General features: G+C 30.1%; 19 protein-coding genes. 14 read left to right on the top strand and 5 right to left on the bottom strand.

The features are described from left to right. Positions 1–46: 46 nt before the first annotated feature. Positions 47–829, top strand: a complete 783-nt coding sequence (locus IM532_RS06945) for a lipopolysaccharide kinase InaA family protein (protein WP_194182729.1) — start codon at positions 47–49, stop codon at positions 827–829. 35 nt (positions 830–864) lie between these two features. Here the strand turns inward: IM532_RS06945 and IM532_RS06940 are convergent, their stop codons facing one another. The 5 genes from IM532_RS06940 to IM532_RS06920 form a co-directional block, all read right to left on the bottom strand. Continuing rightward, positions 865–1773, bottom strand: a complete 909-nt coding sequence (locus IM532_RS06940) for a GYDIA family GHMP kinase (RefSeq protein WP_194182728.1) — start codon at positions 1771–1773, stop codon at positions 865–867. Positions 1774–1776: 3 nt separating this feature from the next. Next, positions 1777–2655 carry an ACP S-malonyltransferase gene (gene fabD, locus IM532_RS06935; RefSeq protein WP_194182727.1) on the bottom strand — a complete coding sequence of 293 codons (879 nt, stop codon included), beginning with the start codon at positions 2653–2655 and terminating at the stop codon, positions 1777–1779. 20 nt (positions 2656–2675) lie between these two features. Next, positions 2676–3446, bottom strand: a complete 771-nt coding sequence (locus tag IM532_RS06930) for a glycosyltransferase family 2 protein (protein WP_194182726.1) — start codon at positions 3444–3446, stop codon at positions 2676–2678. A 99-nt stretch (positions 3447–3545) separates the two neighbouring features. Beyond that, on the bottom strand, positions 3546–4607 hold the full coding sequence (locus IM532_RS06925; protein WP_228063681.1) for a glycosyltransferase family 9 protein: 1062 nt from the start codon (positions 4605–4607) through the stop codon (positions 3546–3548). A gap of 150 nt (positions 4608–4757) precedes the next feature. Continuing rightward, positions 4758–5573, bottom strand: a complete 816-nt coding sequence (locus IM532_RS06920; protein WP_194182725.1) for a 2,3,4,5-tetrahydropyridine-2,6-dicarboxylate N-succinyltransferase — start codon at positions 5571–5573, stop codon at positions 4758–4760. A gap of 72 nt (positions 5574–5645) precedes the next feature. Here IM532_RS06920 and ruvX point away from each other — a divergent pair, with 72 nt between their 5' ends. The 13 genes from ruvX (at position 5646) to lysS (ending at position 19019) form a co-directional block, all read left to right on the top strand. Beyond that, complete coding sequence (ruvX, locus tag IM532_RS06915; RefSeq protein ID WP_194182724.1) at positions 5646–6059, top strand: Holliday junction resolvase RuvX; 414 nt, start codon at positions 5646–5648, stop codon at positions 6057–6059. Positions 6060–6103: 44 nt separating this feature from the next. Continuing rightward, positions 6104–6679 carry a peptide deformylase gene (gene def / locus IM532_RS06910; RefSeq protein WP_194182723.1) on the top strand — a complete coding sequence of 192 codons (576 nt, stop codon included), beginning with the start codon at positions 6104–6106 and terminating at the stop codon, positions 6677–6679. 22 nt (positions 6680–6701) lie between these two features. Then, positions 6702–7304, top strand: coding sequence for a DUF5606 family protein (locus tag IM532_RS06905; RefSeq protein WP_194182722.1), 603 nt, complete (start codon positions 6702–6704; stop codon positions 7302–7304). Between the two features lie 8 nt (positions 7305–7312). Further along, positions 7313–8077, top strand: coding sequence for a nucleoside triphosphate pyrophosphohydrolase (gene mazG / locus IM532_RS06900; protein WP_194182721.1), 765 nt, complete (start codon positions 7313–7315; stop codon positions 8075–8077). A gap of 321 nt (positions 8078–8398) precedes the next feature. Beyond that, positions 8399–10390, top strand: coding sequence for an excinuclease ABC subunit UvrB (gene uvrB / locus IM532_RS06895; protein WP_194182720.1), 1992 nt, complete (start codon positions 8399–8401; stop codon positions 10388–10390). Between the two features lie 40 nt (positions 10391–10430). Beyond that, positions 10431–11246 (top strand): DUF4846 domain-containing protein, encoded by an 816-nt coding sequence (locus IM532_RS06890; RefSeq protein WP_194182719.1) that lies wholly within the window; start codon positions 10431–10433, stop codon positions 11244–11246. Positions 11247–11349: 103 nt separating this feature from the next. After that, positions 11350–12510, top strand: coding sequence for a cysteine desulfurase family protein (locus tag IM532_RS06885; RefSeq protein WP_194182718.1), 1161 nt, complete (start codon positions 11350–11352; stop codon positions 12508–12510). 112 nt (positions 12511–12622) lie between these two features. Continuing rightward, entirely contained in the window at positions 12623–13162 is a 540-nt protein-coding gene (locus IM532_RS06880) for a CvpA family protein (RefSeq protein ID WP_194182717.1), read from the top strand. A gap of 33 nt (positions 13163–13195) precedes the next feature. After that, the gene (locus IM532_RS06875) at positions 13196–13663 is read left to right on the top strand and encodes a hypothetical protein (protein ID WP_194182716.1); all 468 of its coding nucleotides are present in this window, start codon (positions 13196–13198) and stop codon (positions 13661–13663) included. Between the two features lie 187 nt (positions 13664–13850). Further along, a complete protein-coding gene (gene rmuC, locus IM532_RS06870) occupies positions 13851–15221 on the top strand; it encodes a DNA recombination protein RmuC (RefSeq protein ID WP_194182715.1) in 1371 nt (456 codons plus the stop codon). Between the two features lie 39 nt (positions 15222–15260). After that, positions 15261–16196, top strand: a complete 936-nt coding sequence (locus IM532_RS06865) for a hypothetical protein (protein ID WP_194182714.1) — start codon at positions 15261–15263, stop codon at positions 16194–16196. 80 nt (positions 16197–16276) lie between these two features. After that, on the top strand, positions 16277–17200 hold the full coding sequence (locus IM532_RS06860) for a hypothetical protein (protein WP_194182713.1): 924 nt from the start codon (positions 16277–16279) through the stop codon (positions 17198–17200). A 115-nt stretch (positions 17201–17315) separates the two neighbouring features. Continuing rightward, entirely contained in the window at positions 17316–19019 is a 1704-nt protein-coding gene (lysS, locus tag IM532_RS06855; protein WP_194182712.1) for a lysine--tRNA ligase, read from the top strand. Positions 19020–19044: the final 25 nt, after the last annotated feature.

The following is a 19044-nucleotide window of genomic DNA, read 5'->3' as shown; positions in this document are numbered from 1 at the left end:
AAATGAAAAGTAGAGAAATAAGAATTCTGCTTGAAATTTGTAAAGAATGAGTCAAAAAATTGTTGTTAATCCCAATTATCCAACTACTACACAAGAAATCGAACAAACGATAAAACAGTATGATACCATTACTGATTATGTAGCGAAAGGTGATCGTAATTCCATCAAAAAAATAAAATTAGCGAGCGGTAAAGTGGCGACGATAAAATCGTTTAAAATCCCAAATATCGTAAACAAATTTGTGTATCGTTTCTTTAGAGATTCTAAAGCGAATCGTTCGTACGAATACGCTAAAAAATTGATTGATTTAGGTTTCCTTACGCCTTATCCGATTGCTTATGTGGAAGAAAATACACCTTTACAATTCCTAAATAGTTTCTATTTCTGCGAAATGGTTGAGGCTGATTTAACCTACCGCGAAATGGTACACGATATTAAATGGCCGAATAGAACTGAAATTTTAAAACAATTTACCCATTTTACTTATCGTTTACACGAAGCCGGAATCGAATTTTTAGATCATTCTCCCGGAAATACTTTAATTAAAAAAGTAGGTGATAATCAATATGATTTTTATTTAGTTGATTTGAATCGAATGAATTTTCATGATGTAATGGATTTTGATACACGAATGAAAAATTTTTCTCGTTTAACACCTCATCAAGAAATGGTTGAAATTATGGCTAAAGAATATGCGAAATTAATTGGAAAACCTGAGCAAGAAGTTATTGATGCCATGTGGAATAAAACAACCGAATTCCAAGAACAATTTCATCTAAAACAACAACGTAAGAAAAAATTAAAAGCCATAATTGGTAAAAAAAAATAAACTAAAAAGCACTTCAAATTTGAAGTGCTTTTTTTTTATAATATCATTTCCGTAAACGGAATTATTGTATCATATCCTTTCGCTTTAAAATAATCTTCCATACCGTCACGATAAGTAACCAATACAAAATCTCCGCCCCATGCACCAAGGCTTTTTACAACACCTTTGTAATCTGAAAAGTATAAATCTTTAGGCTTTTCTATCTGCATAAATTGCCCTAAACGATTTTGATACTTATCTAAAATATCCTCTAGATCAAAAAGCGAATTAACTTTTGTAGCTTCCGTAACTAAATCAGATAGCTCACGAATCATTTCCAAATCTTTCGGTTTATTTTTATAATGATTACCCACTACTGCTTGTGTATCTTGTTTTTGATTCAGATAAACAAAGAACAATTGATCTTTAAAATCCCAATTTAAATCCAGCTCTTCCACTTGTATTTGTGGCTGATTAGAAAACAATAGAGGTTTGTTATGATGTGCACATGCAATATCATACCCACTTGTCTTAAACGTTAATTGATTTAACCTGAATGGATCTATTTGATTCCATTGACTAATTAAATCGATTAAAGTTGAACTACTACCTAATCCCCATTCTTGAGGATATTCTAATTTAGTTTCAATTATAAAACTTTTGTAAGTAGAATAAATATCTGGATTTAACGATTGTGCAGCTTTTAATATAGTTTGCAAAGAGGCACTTAATTTTTCATTTGTTGTAGAAATAATGTCTAAAGAATCCAATTGAAAAATTGCTTCAAACCAAACAGAATTATCGTGTTTTAAAGCTTTCCAACTGATTTGATTTCCTGTCGTGGATGAATCTTTTACAAATAAACATTGCCCATACTTTGTGGGCAATGCAAATGCTTTCGCTCCATCCATCACAATATATTCCCCTATTAGAAATAATTTGCCATTGGAACGATATGTTTTCATTTCTTATACTGTTGCAGAAGCAGTCGATACTTCACGATTTACTTTTTTTACTAAACCTTGTAAAGTATTACCTGGACCAACTTCAATAAATTCAGTTGCACCATCAGCAATCATATTTTGTACAGATTGCGTCCATTTAACAGGCGCAGTTAACTGTGCAATTAAATTCTTTTTAATTTCTGCAGGGTCTGTAACTGCTGTTGTTGTTACATTTTGATAAATAGGACATATTGGAGCATTGAAGGTAGTTTCTTCTATTGCCTTTGCCAATTCTTCCTCTGCAGGTTTCATTAATGGTGAGTGAAAAGCTCCACCTACAGGTAAAACTAAAGCACGTTTCGCTCCTAATTCTTTTAATTTTTCGCAAGCTGCGTTTACGGCATCAATTTCACCAGAAATCACCAATTGTCCCGGACAATTGTAATTTGCAGCAACTACAATACCGTCAATCTCCTCACAAACTTGTTCTACCACTGTATCTTCTAATCCTAAGATAGCAGCCATTGTAGATGGATTAGCTTCGCAAGCTGCTTGCATTGCTAAAGCACGTTTGTACACTAATTGTAAACCTGATTCGAAATCTAAAACCTCAGCAGCTACTAAAGCAGAAATTTCTCCTAAAGAGTGTCCAGCTACCATTTCTGGTTTAAAATCTTCAATAGTTTTTGCTAAAATTACTGAGTGTAAAAAAACAGCAGGTTGCGTAACCTTCGTTTGTTTTAAATCTTCAGCTGAACCTTCGAACATAATTTTAGTAATATCAAATCCTAAAACATCATTCGCTTTATCGAATAATTCTTTAGCAATTGTTGAATTTTTATAAAGGTCTTTACCCATTCCTGAGAATTGAGCGCCTTGACCTGGAAAAACATAAGCTTTCATTTGTATGATTTGTGTGTTTTTTAGTTAATAAGTTGAGAAGAATTTTCTTGATAAATTTCATTCAAAAAAACATATCTTTTATGCACAGATTCTGCGTGTAATTTTGAAATCATATATCCTTCTTTACCATCTAAGATTCCTAATCGAATAATATAATGATTAATAAATCTATAAAAAGGTTTAATTCTGAAATGAAAAAAATTAGGTTTTAAATTCCTTTCATATAATTCTTTGGCTCTTAATTTTGAATAAGAAGTTAATTTTCTTCTGTATTCTTCAGCAGATGAATAAGTATAATGATCAAGTTTATGAGTTAGCTTGCCCACTTCCCCATCACATTCAATTAATTCATGCACAAGTCTGTTACTTTTATAAATACATTTAGATTTTCTAAAAACCCTTATGGCTTTATCATTTTGCATCCCAGAGTAATAGATTCTTTTATTCTTGAAAAAGAATTTTCTACTCACGTAATAAGCTTGATATTTTGGGTTATTAATTGTATTTATAATTTCACATTTTAGATCATCAGGAATATGCTCATCTGCATCAAAAAATGAGATCCACTCATGTGAAGCTTGGCTGATAGCAAAGTTTTTTTGATCAGTAAAATTTACAAAATCTCTTTTAAAAATCTTAACTTTTGGGTGATCTTTCGCTAGTTCTACAGTTTTGTCAGTACTATTTGAGTCTACTATAATAATTTCATCCGCATAGGCTGAATCCTCAAGAAAACGCTTGATATTTTTCTCTTCGTTATATGTAATCAGTAGAGCTGAGATTTTTTGCATTTATCTTATTTTATTCTTCCTTTTATTCAAATATAAAATTTAAATGTTGGAAAAAGTCATTGTATAATCTGTTATATAAACTTTTTATAATTGTATTTATTATAAAGAGTTTTTTAAGAATTTCTCTAGTTTAGGCTTAAATAACTCAAAATCAAACATGGCGTAAAACTTTTTTACCTCTTTTTTAATTTGTTTGTTATTTAAATTTTTAAATTTTTCTGGGTAAAAATCTTTTAAATGAACACTTACATGATTAATACCATCTTCAAAGGTTGCCCAAACTTTTTTATCTATCCAAGGTGAAAATATAATAAAGGATTTATTGTCTACTGCTTTCGACATGTTAATAGCTCCTCCATCATTTCCTATAATTAGATCACATTCATTTGCAATAGCGATAAATGATCTTAAGTTATCTCCTAATAGATTAAAATAAACTTTAGATTTTGCTACATCATTTAATTGATTGTACACGACTGTTGCTTGATCTTTTTGACTGGGTAAATAGTTGAATAATAGATTTACATTATAATTATCTCCTACATAATTTACCAACTTGGCCATTTCATCTAATGGATAAGTTTTAGTTTCATCAGAACCCAATAAACTAATCATAACTGTTTTACGAGAAGTATTTACCTTAAAATTATTGAATAATTTCTTAGCATTGGTAATTTCAGTTTTTGTTAAATATAGTTTAGGTTGCGTTGCTAAAGGAGTGGTAATTCCTATAGGAACTAATAGAGATAGACGGTGTTCTATGGATAATCCTAAATTTGTTGCAGGTTCTTCGCTTTTTTGAATGGTATGAGTATATAAAAATTTTCGACCTGATTTCTTATAAGAAATTCGAACAGGAGCGTCAATTATTAACATATTTACCCAACTTTGCAATTTAGAATAAGCGTCAATTACTACATCATATTTATTCTGATTCAAATCCTTACAGAATTTGATTAAATTTAGAAAACCTTTATTTTGCTTTTCTTGGAATACGACAATATTATCTATGTAAGGATTATTTTCTAATACTGGTAAAGTATTACTATTTACTAAATAATCTATCGTTGCATTAGGATAAGCTTTTTTGATATTTTCGCACAACAATGATGTGATGAGCACATCACCTATCATTTTGTGTTGGATAATCAAAATCTTCATATATATTATTTATAGCACAAAATTAGTAATTATTTAGGAATATCAATTTCTTAATTTCAATACCACATAGGTGAAAATTTTAAGAAAATTCTAAACTATTTTTAGAAATAAAAAGCGATTCCAGAAAAGAATCGCTTTGATCTAAATTTTTTATACTGCTACGCTATGATCGCGTAAAGCATCATTTAAAGATGTTTTTTTATCTGTACTTTCTTTACGCTTACCGATAATTAATGCACAAGGAACTTGATATTCTCCAGCCGCAAATTTTTTCGTATAAGACCCTGGGATTACAACAGAACGTTCTGGCACATATCCTTTAATCTCTACTGGTTCGTCACCCGAAACATCAATAATTTTAGTTGAAGCTGTTAATACAACATTTGCACCCAACACTGCTTCTTTTCCTACACGAACACCTTCTACTACGATACAACGAGATCCAATAAATGCATTGTCTTCAATAATTACTGGAGCCGCTTGTAAAGGCTCTAAAACTCCACCGATACCAACTCCTCCTGATAAGTGAACATTTTTACCGATTTGTGCACAAGAACCTACTGTAGCCCATGTATCCACCATAGTTCCTTCGTCTACATAAGCACCAATATTTACATAAGAAGGCATTAAAATTACTCCTGAAGAAATATAAGCACCGTAACGAGCAACTGCATTAGGCACTACACGAATTCCTTTTTCAGCATAGTTACGTTTTAATTCCATTTTATCATGGTATTCAAAAATCCCAGCTTCTAACGTTTCCATTTTCTGAATAGGGAAATACATAACAACAGCTTTCTTTACCCATTCATTTACTTGCCATCCTCCTTCTATTGGTTCTGCGCAACGTAATTGTCCATTATCAATTAATTCGATTACATCACGAATTGCTTTTTGCGTAGAATCTTCTTGTAATAATTCACGATTATCCCAAGCTTTTTCGATTATTTCTCTTAAATTTTCCATTTTCTGTACCTATATAAGCCACAAATATAAAATATATATGTGTTTAAATAAACGTTTTTATAAATTTGCCGAATGGCAAGAATAGTAGCAATAGATTTTGGTGGTAAGAGAACAGGAGTTGCAGCAACAGATGAAATGCAAATCATCGCATCACCAGTGGATACAATCGAAACTAGTAAATTAATGGATTTCTTTGATAAATATCTATTTACTGAAAATGTATCAGACCTAGTGGTAGGTTTACCTTTACATTTTAACATGCAGACAAATGATATTGAAATTGAAATAAAAAAATTCATTGATAAATTTTCTCAGAAGTACCCGACTATTAAAATCCATCGTGAAAATGAGATGTTTACATCTAAAATGGCCTCACAAGCATTAGTAAGTGGAGGGATGAAAAAGAAAAAAAGACAAGAAAAAGGAATATTAGATAAAGTAAGTGCTGTGATAATTTTACAATCATTTTTATCTCATAAACTATAACAAAATTGTATCTTTGCCCATTATTTAATAAAAAATAAAATTAAATGGTATTACCAGTTGTAGCTTATGGAGACCCTGTCCTTCGTAAAGTTTCACAAAACATAGATCAGGAATACAAAAACTTAACCGAATTAATTGACAATATGTTTGAGACAATGTATGACTCAAATGGAGTTGGTATTGCCGCTCCACAAATTGGTCGCGATATTCGTTTATTCGTAGTAGATTGTAGTCCGTTTGCTGAAGATGAAGATTATGAAGATATAAAAGAAGAAATTCTATCATTTAAAAAAGTCTTCATTAACCCTAAAAAAATTAGCGAATCTGAAGGTGATGAGTGGAAATTCACAGAAGGATGTTTAAGCATTCCTCACATACATGAGGATGTGGCAAGACCAGAATCTATTACTTTAGAGTATTATGATGAAAACTGGAAAAAACATACGGAAACATTTTCAGATATTAGAGCTCGAGTAATACAACATGAATATGATCATTTGGATGGAAAACTATTTATTGATTATATTTCGAGCTTTAAAAAGAAATTAATAAGTAATAAATTAAAAAACATAACAAAAGGGAATGTGAATACATCTTATAAGATGAAATTCCCTATATAGTCCCTTAAACATAAATTAGAATATGGATTTATCAAGAGTTATCGCGATTTCAGGAAAACCAGGTTTATACCGTTTAGTTTCTCAAACAAGAAATGGTTTCATTGTTGAAGATTTAGACAAAGGAAAAAAAGTATCTATTGCCGCTAACTACAATGTTAGTTTATTAGAAAACGTAGCTATCTACGGTGTTTCTCAAGAATACCCTTTAGCAGAAGTTTTCTTTAGAATTTACAAAAAAGAAAACGGTGGTGCTTCTATCGACCACAAATCATCTGGAGCAGAATTACGTGCTTACATGGAACAAGTTTTACCAGAATATGACGATACAAGAGTTTACGATTCTGATTTAAAAAAGTTATTCCAATGGTATAACATTTTACAATCTAAAGGATTATTAAACATCGACTTAGCTGCTGTAGAAGCTGCAATCGCTGCTCAACAAGCAGAAATTGAAGCTGCAAAAGCTCCGGTAGAAGTTGAAGCAAAAGTTGAAACTGAAGAAGTTGTAGAAGCTAAACCTAAAAAGAAAGCTGCTCCTAAAAAAGCAAAAGCTGAAACAGGTGAAGAAAAACCAGCTAAGAAAACTGCTGCTAAAAAAACTACAAAGAAAAAAACTGAAGAATAATTTTTGATATGAATACACGTAAAGCTCAATTAGAAGCCTTCAATCGCTTGTTGGATATAATGGATGAGTTACGTGAAAAATGTCCTTGGGATCGTAAACAAACTAATGAATCGTTGCGCACTTTAAGCATCGAGGAAATTTACGAACTTTCGGACGCTATCATCGAAAATGATTCAGATGAAATAAAAAAAGAACTAGGTGATGTCTTTCTTCACCTAGTTTTTTATTCTAAAATAGCATCAGAACAAGGTCAATTTGACGTAGCTGATGTACTGAATTCTATTTGTGATAAGTTAATTCACAGACATCCTCATATCTACGGTGAAGTACAAGCCGACACAGAAGAAAAAGTTCTACAAAATTGGGAAAAATTAAAACTTAAAGAAGGCAACAAATCTGTACTTTCTGGTGTTCCATCTTCCCTGCCTGCGATGGTTAAGGCTTATCGCATCCAAGACAAAGTAAAAGGAGTTGGTTTTGAATTCGAAAATTCAGAACAAGTATTTGAAAAAATCCAAGAAGAAATTATTGAGTTTAAAAATGAACCAAATCCTATCGATAAAGAAATGGAATTTGGAGATATTTTGTTCTCTTTAATCAATTATGGACGCTTTGTTGGAATCAATGCTGATGATGCATTGGAAAAATCAAACAAAAAATTCATCAAAAGATTTCAAATTTTAGAAGAAATTGCACAAGAAAAAGGGTTAATACTAGGCGAAATGACCTTAAACCAATTAGATGATTTATGGAATTTAGCGAAAATTCGCTAGTGTTTATATAACACCATAAACGATTAAACACTTTTTCAACCCCCTTATTTATCAAACAAATACAAACTATATAAATAAGTTTTATACACACCTACAAAAGAAACAATTGTTTTTTATTGTGTTCAGGAAAAAAACAGGCCTATATTTGCAATGGTTATAGCGGGCAATAGCTTGTAATAATGGAAGGAAGTTTGTTTACTAAGTAAACAGTTTTCTCATTTTTTTGTGGTTTTGATGAAAAGGTGACTCACGTCGCCTTTTTATTTTTTTTTAACTTTCCTCATCCACATTTATTCCTGTTCGTTTTTGTAAATTTGCATTATGCAGTTTAAACTTAATTCTGAATTTAGTCCAACAGGAGATCAACCAAAAGCAATTAACGAGCTTGTAGCTGGAATTACAAGTGGCGAAAAATATCAAACACTTTTAGGTGTTACTGGTTCGGGTAAAACATTTACAGTTGCAAATGTCGTACAAGAAATTCAAAAACCTACATTGGTTCTTGCACACAATAAAACTTTAGCAGCACAGCTTTACATGGAATTCAAAGAATTTTTTCCTAATAATGCTGTAGAATACTTTGTGTCGTACTATGACTATTATCAACCAGAAGCTTATATCCCTACTTCCGGAACTTATATTGAAAAGGATTTGTCTATTAATGAAGAGATAGAAAAGCTTCGTTTAAGCACTACTTCATCACTTTTGTCTGGTCGCCGCGATATTTTGGTAGTTGCATCCGTTTCTTGTTTATATGGTATCGGAAATCCTTCAGAATTTCATAAAAATGTAATTGAAGTGGAAACTGGTCAGATTATTTCAAGAACTAAATTCCTACAACAATTAGTACAAGCATTATACTCACGCACTGAAGGCTTATTTCAACGTGGAAACTTCCGAATAAAAGGTGACACCTTAGATATATATCCAGCTTATGCAGATGATGGAATCAGAATAAGCTTTTTTGGTGATGAAATTGAGGAAATTACAATTTTTAATCCCGAAACTGGAGAAAGCTCATCACGCTTAGACAAGATTAATATTTATCCAGCAAATATCTTTGTCACATCCAAGGATTCATTAAATAATGCAATACAACATATTCAAATCGATTTAGGTAAGCAAGAAAGTTATTTCCAAGATATAGGTAAATATCTTGAAGCTAAACGATTAAAAGAACGTACAGAATTTGATTTAGAGATGATTAAAGAGTTAGGCTACTGTTCAGGAATCGAAAATTATTCACGTTATTTAGATGGACGCGAACCTGGGACAAGACCTTTCTGTCTGTTAGATTATTTTCCTCAAGACTACTTAATGGTTATTGATGAATCGCATGTTACTGTATCCCAAGTACACGCAATGTATGGAGGAGATCGTTCGCGCAAAGAGAATCTAGTTGAATATGGTTTCCGTTTGCCTGCAGCAATGGATAATAGACCTTTGAAATTTGAAGAATTTGAAGCTTTACAAAATCAAGTAATATATGTTTCCGCAACCCCTGCACAATATGAGTTAGAAAAATCAGAAGGTGTTGTTGTTGAGCAAGTTATTCGCCCAACAGGATTATTAGACCCTGTAATAGAAGTTCGTCCATCACAAAATCAAGTAGATGATTTGATGGAAGAAATTAATAAACGTGTTGAGGTAGACGAACGTGTGTTAGTTACTACTCTTACAAAACGAATGGCAGAAGAGTTAACTAAATATTTAACGCGCTATGGAGTTAGATGTCGTTATATACACTCTGATGTAGATACGTTGGAACGTGTACAAATTATGGCTGACTTGAGAACTGGATTGTTTGACGTTTTAGTTGGAGTTAATTTATTACGTGAAGGTTTAGATCTTCCTGAAGTTTCTTTAGTTGCTATTTTAGATGCAGACAAAGAAGGTTTTCTTAGAAGTAATCGCTCGCTGACACAAACTGTGGGGCGTGCAGCACGTAACATTAATGGATTGGCAATTATGTATGCAGATAAAATTACTGATAGCATGAAGCAAACTATTGATGAAACTGAACGCAGACGAGAAATACAGATCAAATACAATAAAGATCATAATAAAGTCCCTGAAGCGCTTAATAAGAAAATCAACAAATTAAGTTTAGCTGCCAATGATTTTGAAAATAATCCATACGATCAAAAGAAAATTGTTGCACATGCTGCAGAGGATAAAATTGACTATTCAATAAAAGATCGGGATAAAATGATTCAAAACTTGCAGAAAGAAATGGAAAAAGCAGCAAAAAATTTAGATTTCATAAAAGCTGCTGAATTTCGAGATAAAATAACTCAGTTAAAAGAAAATTAATTAAATTGGGGTTTCTTTTGCTCAAGAGAAATCCCCTACAATGAAACCTAAATTTTATTTTTTTGTTATAATTTTTTCTGCATTTATCAGTTGTAATTCTCTTACCTCAGATCATGATAATATAAGCACAGATTTTCCACCAATTACAAGAAACGAAAAATTACTTGTTGCAAATGGTTATACTATAAATTCACGTTATAAGACTCCTAAAGGATATATTAAAATTAAACCTAACTCAGATTTCGGATTGTATTTAACACAACTCCCTATTTCTCGAAATAATAAAAATGTTAAATATTATGATGGAACTGAAAAAGAAAATTTGGGTAGTTATATTGATGTTATCGATTTAAAACAATCTGATAAAAACATACAATATAATGCAAATGCAATTATCAGACTACGAGCAGAATATTTGTATAATCAAAAAATGTATAATGAAATTGATTTTCCTATTAATGAGAAAATTGATATTAAAAAATACGTAGAATATGTACAAAACGATTATAGCTATGAAAAATTTCAGGAATATTTAGAATATCTTTTATTACAGACTACACCAAATACCATTCTATCAAAACTAAATAGTATTCATTGGAAAGAAATACAAATTGGAGATGTATTTATTCAAAAATCCTACTTACGTGGCCATGCAGCGATAGTTGTAGATATGGCTAAAAATAGTAAAGGAGAAAAAATATTTATATTAGCACAAAGTTTTTATCCAGGACAAGACATACATATCATTTCTAACCCAAACGAAACGGATCTTTCACCATGGTTTACACTAAACAACGGTGTGATTCTTACCTCAGAATGGCGATTTTTAAGCTCAGATTTAATGCGTTTTCAATAATAAAAAAACTATTGATTAAATGTAATTGAATTTATACATTTGTACTACAATTCATCCCTCAAAAAAACACACTTAAGTAATATAAGTGTTAAAAAATATTATCATGCAAAAAGTTTATTTAGATAATGCTGCGACAACAGCTATTCATCCACAAGTAATCGAAGAAATGGTTACTGTAATGAAAAACTGCTACGGAAATCCTTCATCAACTCATGTTTTCGGAAGAGAAGCTAAGGCATTACTTGAACTTTCGAGAAAAAAAATTGCTCAGCAGTTTAATGCATCTCCATCAGAAATTTATTTCACATCTTGTGGAACTGAATCCAACAATACAATTATCAAATCTTGTGTAAATGATTTAGGTGTTAAAAGAATAATTTCGTCTTATATGGAGCATAAATGTGTTCTAGAAAGTATAAATGATATTGAAAACAGAAATGGTATCGAAGTTATTCGACTTAATATTTTTAAAGATGGTTCTATAGATTATAGTCAGTTAGAAGACTTATTAAAAGATGATTCCAAAAAGACTTTAGTTTCATTAATGCACGCCAATAATGAATTAGGAAATTTATTAGATGTTGAACGAGTAGCTAAATTATGTCAAGAAAACAAGGCTCTATTTCATACAGATACAGTGCAAACGATAGGACATTATAAACTAGATTTTCAAGAGTTAGGAATTGACTTTGCATCTTGTTCTGCCCATAAAATTCATGGACCAAAAGGGGCTGGTTTTTTATACGCAAAAAAATCTACTCATATAAAACCTTTAATTGCAGGTGGTGGTCAAGAAAGAGGCTTAAGATCTGGAACAGAAAATATTTATGGAATTGTGGGACTAGCTAAATCTTTAGAAATTTCTATTGAGGAATTGAGTAGTCATAAAAAACACATTGAAGGAATCAAAGAATATGCAATAAACCAATTAAAATTAAATATTCCTGGTGTTTCATTTAATGGATTAAGTGCAGATTTTGAAAAAAGTTTATATACTGTTTTAAGTATTAAATTACCTTTTCATGATCCATTAATTAGCTTTGAATTAGAGCTTGCTGGTATTGCCGTATCTCAAGGTTCTGCATGTTCTTCTGGCGCTGCTAAAGTTTCTAAAGTTATGGAAACATTGTATACAGAAGAAGAAATTAATCAAATGACACCTCTTCGCGTTTCATTCAGCTATCTGAACACAAAAGAGGATATTGATGCATTAGTTAGTACGCTTGCTAAAATAGCTTCTAAACATCAATTAGTAAATTTATAAAACTTTAAACCTCCTAATGGAGGTTTTTTTATACACAATATTTTAGTGAGACATAAATCTTCACACTTTTTAACATTACAAATAAATATATTTGCAGCTAAATTTATCAAAATTGGATTACGTATCAACATTTAATAATTTAGATATTCTTATTGCATTAGCAGTAGCTTTTGGTGTAGTAAATGGTTTTTTTAAAGGATTTATATCCCAATTAATTGGATTATTAGGTTTTATAGTTGCAATTGCAATAAGCTTTAAATTTTATCAAATCGTAGAAACAATTATTGGAGCACAAAATATTGTTGCAGATGGTTTAGTATCTATTGTTTCATTAATATTAACCTTTGTAATTGCTTTTTTCAGTATTAAATTTATATCTAAAATTGCACAAAAAACTGTTGAATATATTGGTTTAGGAATTATTAACCGCCTTGCAGGTGCTGCATTGGGTTTAGCTATAATTTTACTTATATCATCATCTATTTTATTTTATATCGACCCTATTTTGGAAATTGGTTTTAAAGAAACTAAGGATGAAAGTATTTTATATCCTCATCTAATAGACTCTGCAGAATACATCAAAAATCTTTTTTACGAAACGAAGGATATCATTAGAGCAAAAAATAATTTAGAAGAACAGCCTATTATTTAGCCGAATCAACGTATTTTTATAAAAATTAAATACATGAATCCTTTTACAGAAACTCAACGCTTATTCGACTCTACATTCAATAAAATAATTGTTTTATTAGTTACAATTTTATTAGGTAAAATTATCTACAATAACATTACAGAAGGTTTCAAGATAATTTCTTTAGTCTCAATTACTATTTTATTTATAAGCATCTGTTTATTCATTCTTTTTAAAGTTAAAACAGAAATTTCTGAAGAAGGTATACAAATAAAGATTATACCTTTTAATGTTTACAATAAAAAAATTAATTGGTCTGAAATCAAAAAAGTAAACGTGATTGAATATTCTGCAATGAAAGAATATGGAGGTTGGGGATATAGAAGAAGCAAAAATGGAATTGCTATTAATCCTTCTGGTAATAAGGGTATCAAAATATTTTTTAAAAATGGTACAAATCTTTTAATAGGTACACGTCAACCTGATGAGGTTAACTTATTTCTAAAATCTATAAAAAAATAACATATTTACCCATTCAGCTCATGAATGGGTATTTTAATATAAACACCCATAAATATTTATAAATAGTCTTATTTCAATTTATTAATAGGATATAAAATAGTTATATAACTACAACCTTCAAATAATATCATTCTAAGCGACATACTTTGTCGATTTATTTCATTTCTTTGTATTAAAATAAGCTAAAATGAATGGTAATATGATTCTTATTTCGTTGGTATTTTTTGTAATTGGTGCTATTATCGCCTATTTATATACAAAAAGTAAATTATCTTCAGAACAAATAAAAAATAAAATCCAGTTTGAAGAATTAGAAAAGCAAAACATTCAATTAAAAGTTGAACTGAACGAGGCTAAAGACAATGCGAATGAATTGCAGCGCGAATGGTTTAAAGAAAAAGAACGCTATACTGAATTAAACGCTATACATCAAGAAGCCTTAAAAGCCACAGAACAACAAAAGATATTCCTAGCAGAAACGAATGATCGATTGAAAGAACAGTTCGAATCTTTATCTTCCAAAGTGTTGCAAAATAATAACCAACAATTTCTTGATCTTGCAAAAACAACATTAGAAAAACATTTCTCTGATTCTAAAAATGATTTAGATAAGCGCCAGCAAGCTATAGATTCTCTTGTAAAACCATTAAATGATAGTTTAAATAAATTTGATGGTAAAATTCAAGAAATTGAAAAAGCTAGAGAAGGCGCATATTCTGAGATAAAAGTCTTCTTGGATAATATGAAGTATACTACAGAAAAACTTCAGAAAGAAACTAATACTCTTGTCTCTGCTTTAAAAACATCTCATACAAGAGGAAAATATGGAGAAATTGGACTTCGCAGGGTTGTAGAATTTGCAGGTATGTCTGAGTTTTGTGATTTTGAAGAGCAAACTTCTGTACAATCAGAAAATGGTTTATTGCGCCCAGATTTAATTGTTAATTTACCTGGAAAACGAAAAGTAATTATTGACTCTAAAGTTCCCTTAAATCAATACATGATGGCTTTTGAAACAGAAGATGATTCGGTGAGAAGACAACATCTTGTTTTACATGGTAAAGCTGTAAGAGAACATCTTAAAAATCTTAGTTCTAAAGCTTATTGGAGCCAATATAATGATACCCCAGATTATGTTGTAATGTACTTACAAATAGAGAGTTCATTTGGAGCAGCATTAGAATTGGACCGAACTTTGATAGAAGATGCTTTAAATAATAGAATAATTATTGCAACACCTACCACGCTTATTACAATGCTAAGAACTATAGCTTTTAGTTGGCAACAAATTCATGTTGCAGATAATATTTATCAGATGCGTGATGCAGGTATCGAATTATATAACAGAGTCAATGTTCTTATACAACACTTTGCTTCTGTCGGACATAATTTGAACCAAGCTTCACAGAGTTATAATAAAGCCATAGGATCATTAGAAAGTAGATTTATTCCGCAAGTCAAAAAGCTAAAAGAAATTGGTGGAACTCTAATGGAAAAAGAAATTGTAGAAACTAAGCCAATCGACACAATGATTCGTGCAATAAATCAACAAGAATAACAATAATCATTCTATATTTGCACAATCTCTAAAATCAGAATGAAAAAAATTTTACTTTTTGTAAATATCCTTATTTGTTCAAGTGTATTTGCACAAATAGATTACGAAAATAACGCCGTACAAGTTAAACCTAATTGGGAGTTGAAGAAAATTTATAATTATAATTTTTCGGATAGAAATATATCAATCAATGTGAATGATACGGTAATGAATGTTGTAAACAATTCTAAAAAAACAGTACAAGTTTTAGATAAAAACAACTTTGCTTATAAGTTAGAATTAATAAATGGGAAAAACACTTCCAATGATCCTGATGATTTCTATAGAGATTTTATCAACAATTCTGACGGAATTAAATATCAATTTACAACTAATCTTTCAGGTGAATTTCTGGAGTTATTGAATATTAATGATATTCGAAAAAGTTTTTTAAAAGTAACTGATGAACTCTATGATAAAAAAAGAAAAGTAAAAGGATATAAAGAAAACATAGTTTCTTTAGAAAGCATGATTAATTCAGAAACATATATTCCCTATGTTTTTGAACAAGAAATCCAAGTACTTAATTTTTTTAATGGTTATTACTTAAAACTAGGCGAGGAATATATCGGTAAAACATTGCAAGACAATATATTTGGCTTTCCTATTTCGTCTAGTACAACTACATTTTTACAAGAAATTGATAAAAAAGATGAAACATTTACCATTGTTTCTGATCAAAATTTAAGTAAAGATGATTTTGAAAAATTATGGGAAGAAATGGCATATTACATGCTAAATGATAAAAATTTACAACTAACCCAAGATCAAATTAAGAAAGAAATAAAAAAATATTCAGAAACTATTGAACTTAAAGTTGGATATGTTTCTAAGTATGATAAAAATGCGATTTTATTAGAATCTGACTATAAATTTATTATGAATATTGGATCTAAAAAAACGATTAACCATCTTAATATAAAGCGTGATAAATAATTTTCTGATTTATTTTCATGAATGGATGTATTTTTAAATATTTCATTACTTTTGAAATATAAACCATCATTTTTACTGAAATGAAGAAATTTTATACTTTTTTATTTTTTACGTTTACTTTTATTATTTCATTTGCTCAAATAATCGAAGGTGATTCTATCGTAAATGTTAAAACATTTTGGAATGTAAATGATGTGAAAAACTATCATTTTACAACAAAAGAAACAAAATATACTAACGAAGAATCTATACAACAAGAAGAGATTTCTTACGATATACAAATTAAAGTTGAAGATATATTTGAAGATGAAACAACAATAAGTTGGACCTATTCAAACATAAAATTTAATTCAACTAAGTTTGTAAATAACCCTATTTACCTTATCGATAATCTTAAATTTTACTTTATTGTAGATACAGATGGTAGATTTTTGAGATACAGTAATTTAGATCATTCAATAGCGAATTATTTAAAATCTGCTGAGAAAATTCAGAATCAATATTTAGACGACACTCCTATTTTAGAAAAAATAAATGAATTAGTTAAAAATTATTCAACACCTGAAAATTTTGCTAAAATATTTGAAAAAGATATTAATCAGTATCATTTATTTTATGGTAAAGGTGAATTCATTAAGAATAAAAATTATGTAGAGTATAATTCATATATGGATAATCTATTCAGTATGTCCCCTACTCCTGCAGTTACTAATATTCGTCTTACAGATATTGCTTTCACAGGTACAAATTACATCATGAAAAGCATTCAAACTGCTGATAAAGAATGGTTAGCTAATTCTTGGTTTAATTATTTAAAAAAATTATCACAAGAATTAAATGTTGATGAACCTGACCAAAATCGTTTAAATGATAATATCATCTATAACGTTACAACAACATCTCGTATAAAGGATAATGGATGGCTATCGTATAGCCTTGAAATTAAAAAAGTTCATTTTCAAGATACGGATTATACCTTAGAAAGAAGATTTGAATTATTTTAAATCAAATCCCCATAAATCCCTTATTTTATCATACATATTCGAGTGAAATTAACTTCGGAAATCCGAATTAAATTTCATAATTTTGCAATCTATTTAAAAATAAATCATAACAATCATGCAATTGTCTGAACAAGAAATTATTCGTAGAGAAAAATTACAGCAATTAAGAGATTTAGGTATCGAGCCTTATCCTGCTGAAGAATTCGAAATTACTTCAAATTCAAAAGAAATAAAGGAAAAATACGAAGAAGGTAAGATTGTGAAGCTTGCAGGTCGTATGATGAGTGTGCGTGTAATGGGAAAAGCATCTTTTGCTGAATTACAAGACACTGAAGGTAGAATACAAATCTATGTATCTCGTGAAGATATTTCTTCAACTGAAGAAGCTGTTGAATACAACACGGTTTTCAAAAAATTATTAGATATTGGAGATTTTATTGGTATCGAAGGATATGTTTTCAAAACCAAAGTTGGTGAGATTTCTATACATGTTACAAATTTAAAAGTTTTAGCAAAAACTCTTCGTCCTTTACCTGTCGTTAAAACTGATGAGGAAGGTAAAGTTTATGATGCTTTTGTAGATCCAGAGTTACGTTACCGTATGCGTTATGTAGATTTAGTTGTTAATCCTCAAGTGAAAGAAATTTTCATAAAGAGAACTAAATTATTTACAGCAATGCGTAATTTCTTCAACGAACGTGGCTACATGGAAGTTGAAACTCCAGTTTTACAATCTATTCCAGGTGGAGCTGCTGCGCGTCCATTTATTACTCATCACAATGCGTTAGACATTCCATTATACTTACGTATTGCAAACGAATTGTATTTAAAACGATTAATCGTTGGTGGTTTTGAAGGTGTTTACGAATTTTCTAAGAACTTCCGTAACGAAGGTATGGACCGTACACACAATCCTGAATTTACAGCAATGGAAATTTATGTAGCTTATAAAGACTACAACTGGATGATGGACTTTACAGAGCAATTATTAGAACACTGTGCTATAGCTGTAAACGGGACTTCTGAAGCTACTTTTGGTGAACACAAAATTAACTTTAAAGCACCTTATAAACGTGTAACAATGCGTCAATCTATTATTGATTTTACAGGTTTTGATATCGAAGGTAAAACCGAAGCAGAATTATTTGAAGCTGCTAAAGGCATGGGTATCGATGTAAATGAAACAATGGGTGTTGGTAAATTAATTGACGAAATCTTTGGTGAAAAATGTGAAGGAAACTATATCCAACCTACTTTCATTACTGATTATCCAAAAGAAATGTCTCCTTTAACAAAAGAGCACCGCGATAATCCAAACTTAACAGAGCGTTTTGAATTAATGGTTTGTGGGAAAGAAATTGCAAACTCTTATTCAGAGTTAAATGATCCAATCGATCAACGTGAGCGTTTTGAAGAACAATTAAAATTATCTGCTAAAGGTGATGACGAAGCTGGGGAATTTATTGATGAAGATTTCTTACGTGCTTTAGAATTCGGTATGCCTCCAACAGGTGGATTAGGAATCGGAATGGATCGTTTAATTATGTATTTAACGAATAATCCTTCAATTCAAGAAGTTTTATTCTTCCCACAAATGCGTCCTGAGAAAGCTGCACCATCTTATGAACTAACTGAAGAAGAAAATACAATTATTGCTTTATTAAAAGCTAACAACAATATTGAATTAGCCGATTTAAAAATACAATCTGCCTTAAGTGGTAAGAAATGGGATAAATCAATGAAAAATTTAGCAAAATATAATTTAACTAAAGTCAATGTAAACGGTGATTCAAAAACTGTTGAATACTTAGGAGAATAAAATAATCTTATTTTATATAAATTTG

The sequence above is a fragment of the Faecalibacter rhinopitheci genome (assembly GCF_015234135.1).
GTDB classification, from domain to species: Bacteria; Bacteroidota; Bacteroidia; order Flavobacteriales; family Weeksellaceae; genus Empedobacter; species Empedobacter rhinopitheci.
Note: the sequence above shows the minus strand (reverse complement) of the source record. Positions and strands in the feature narration are given on the sequence as shown.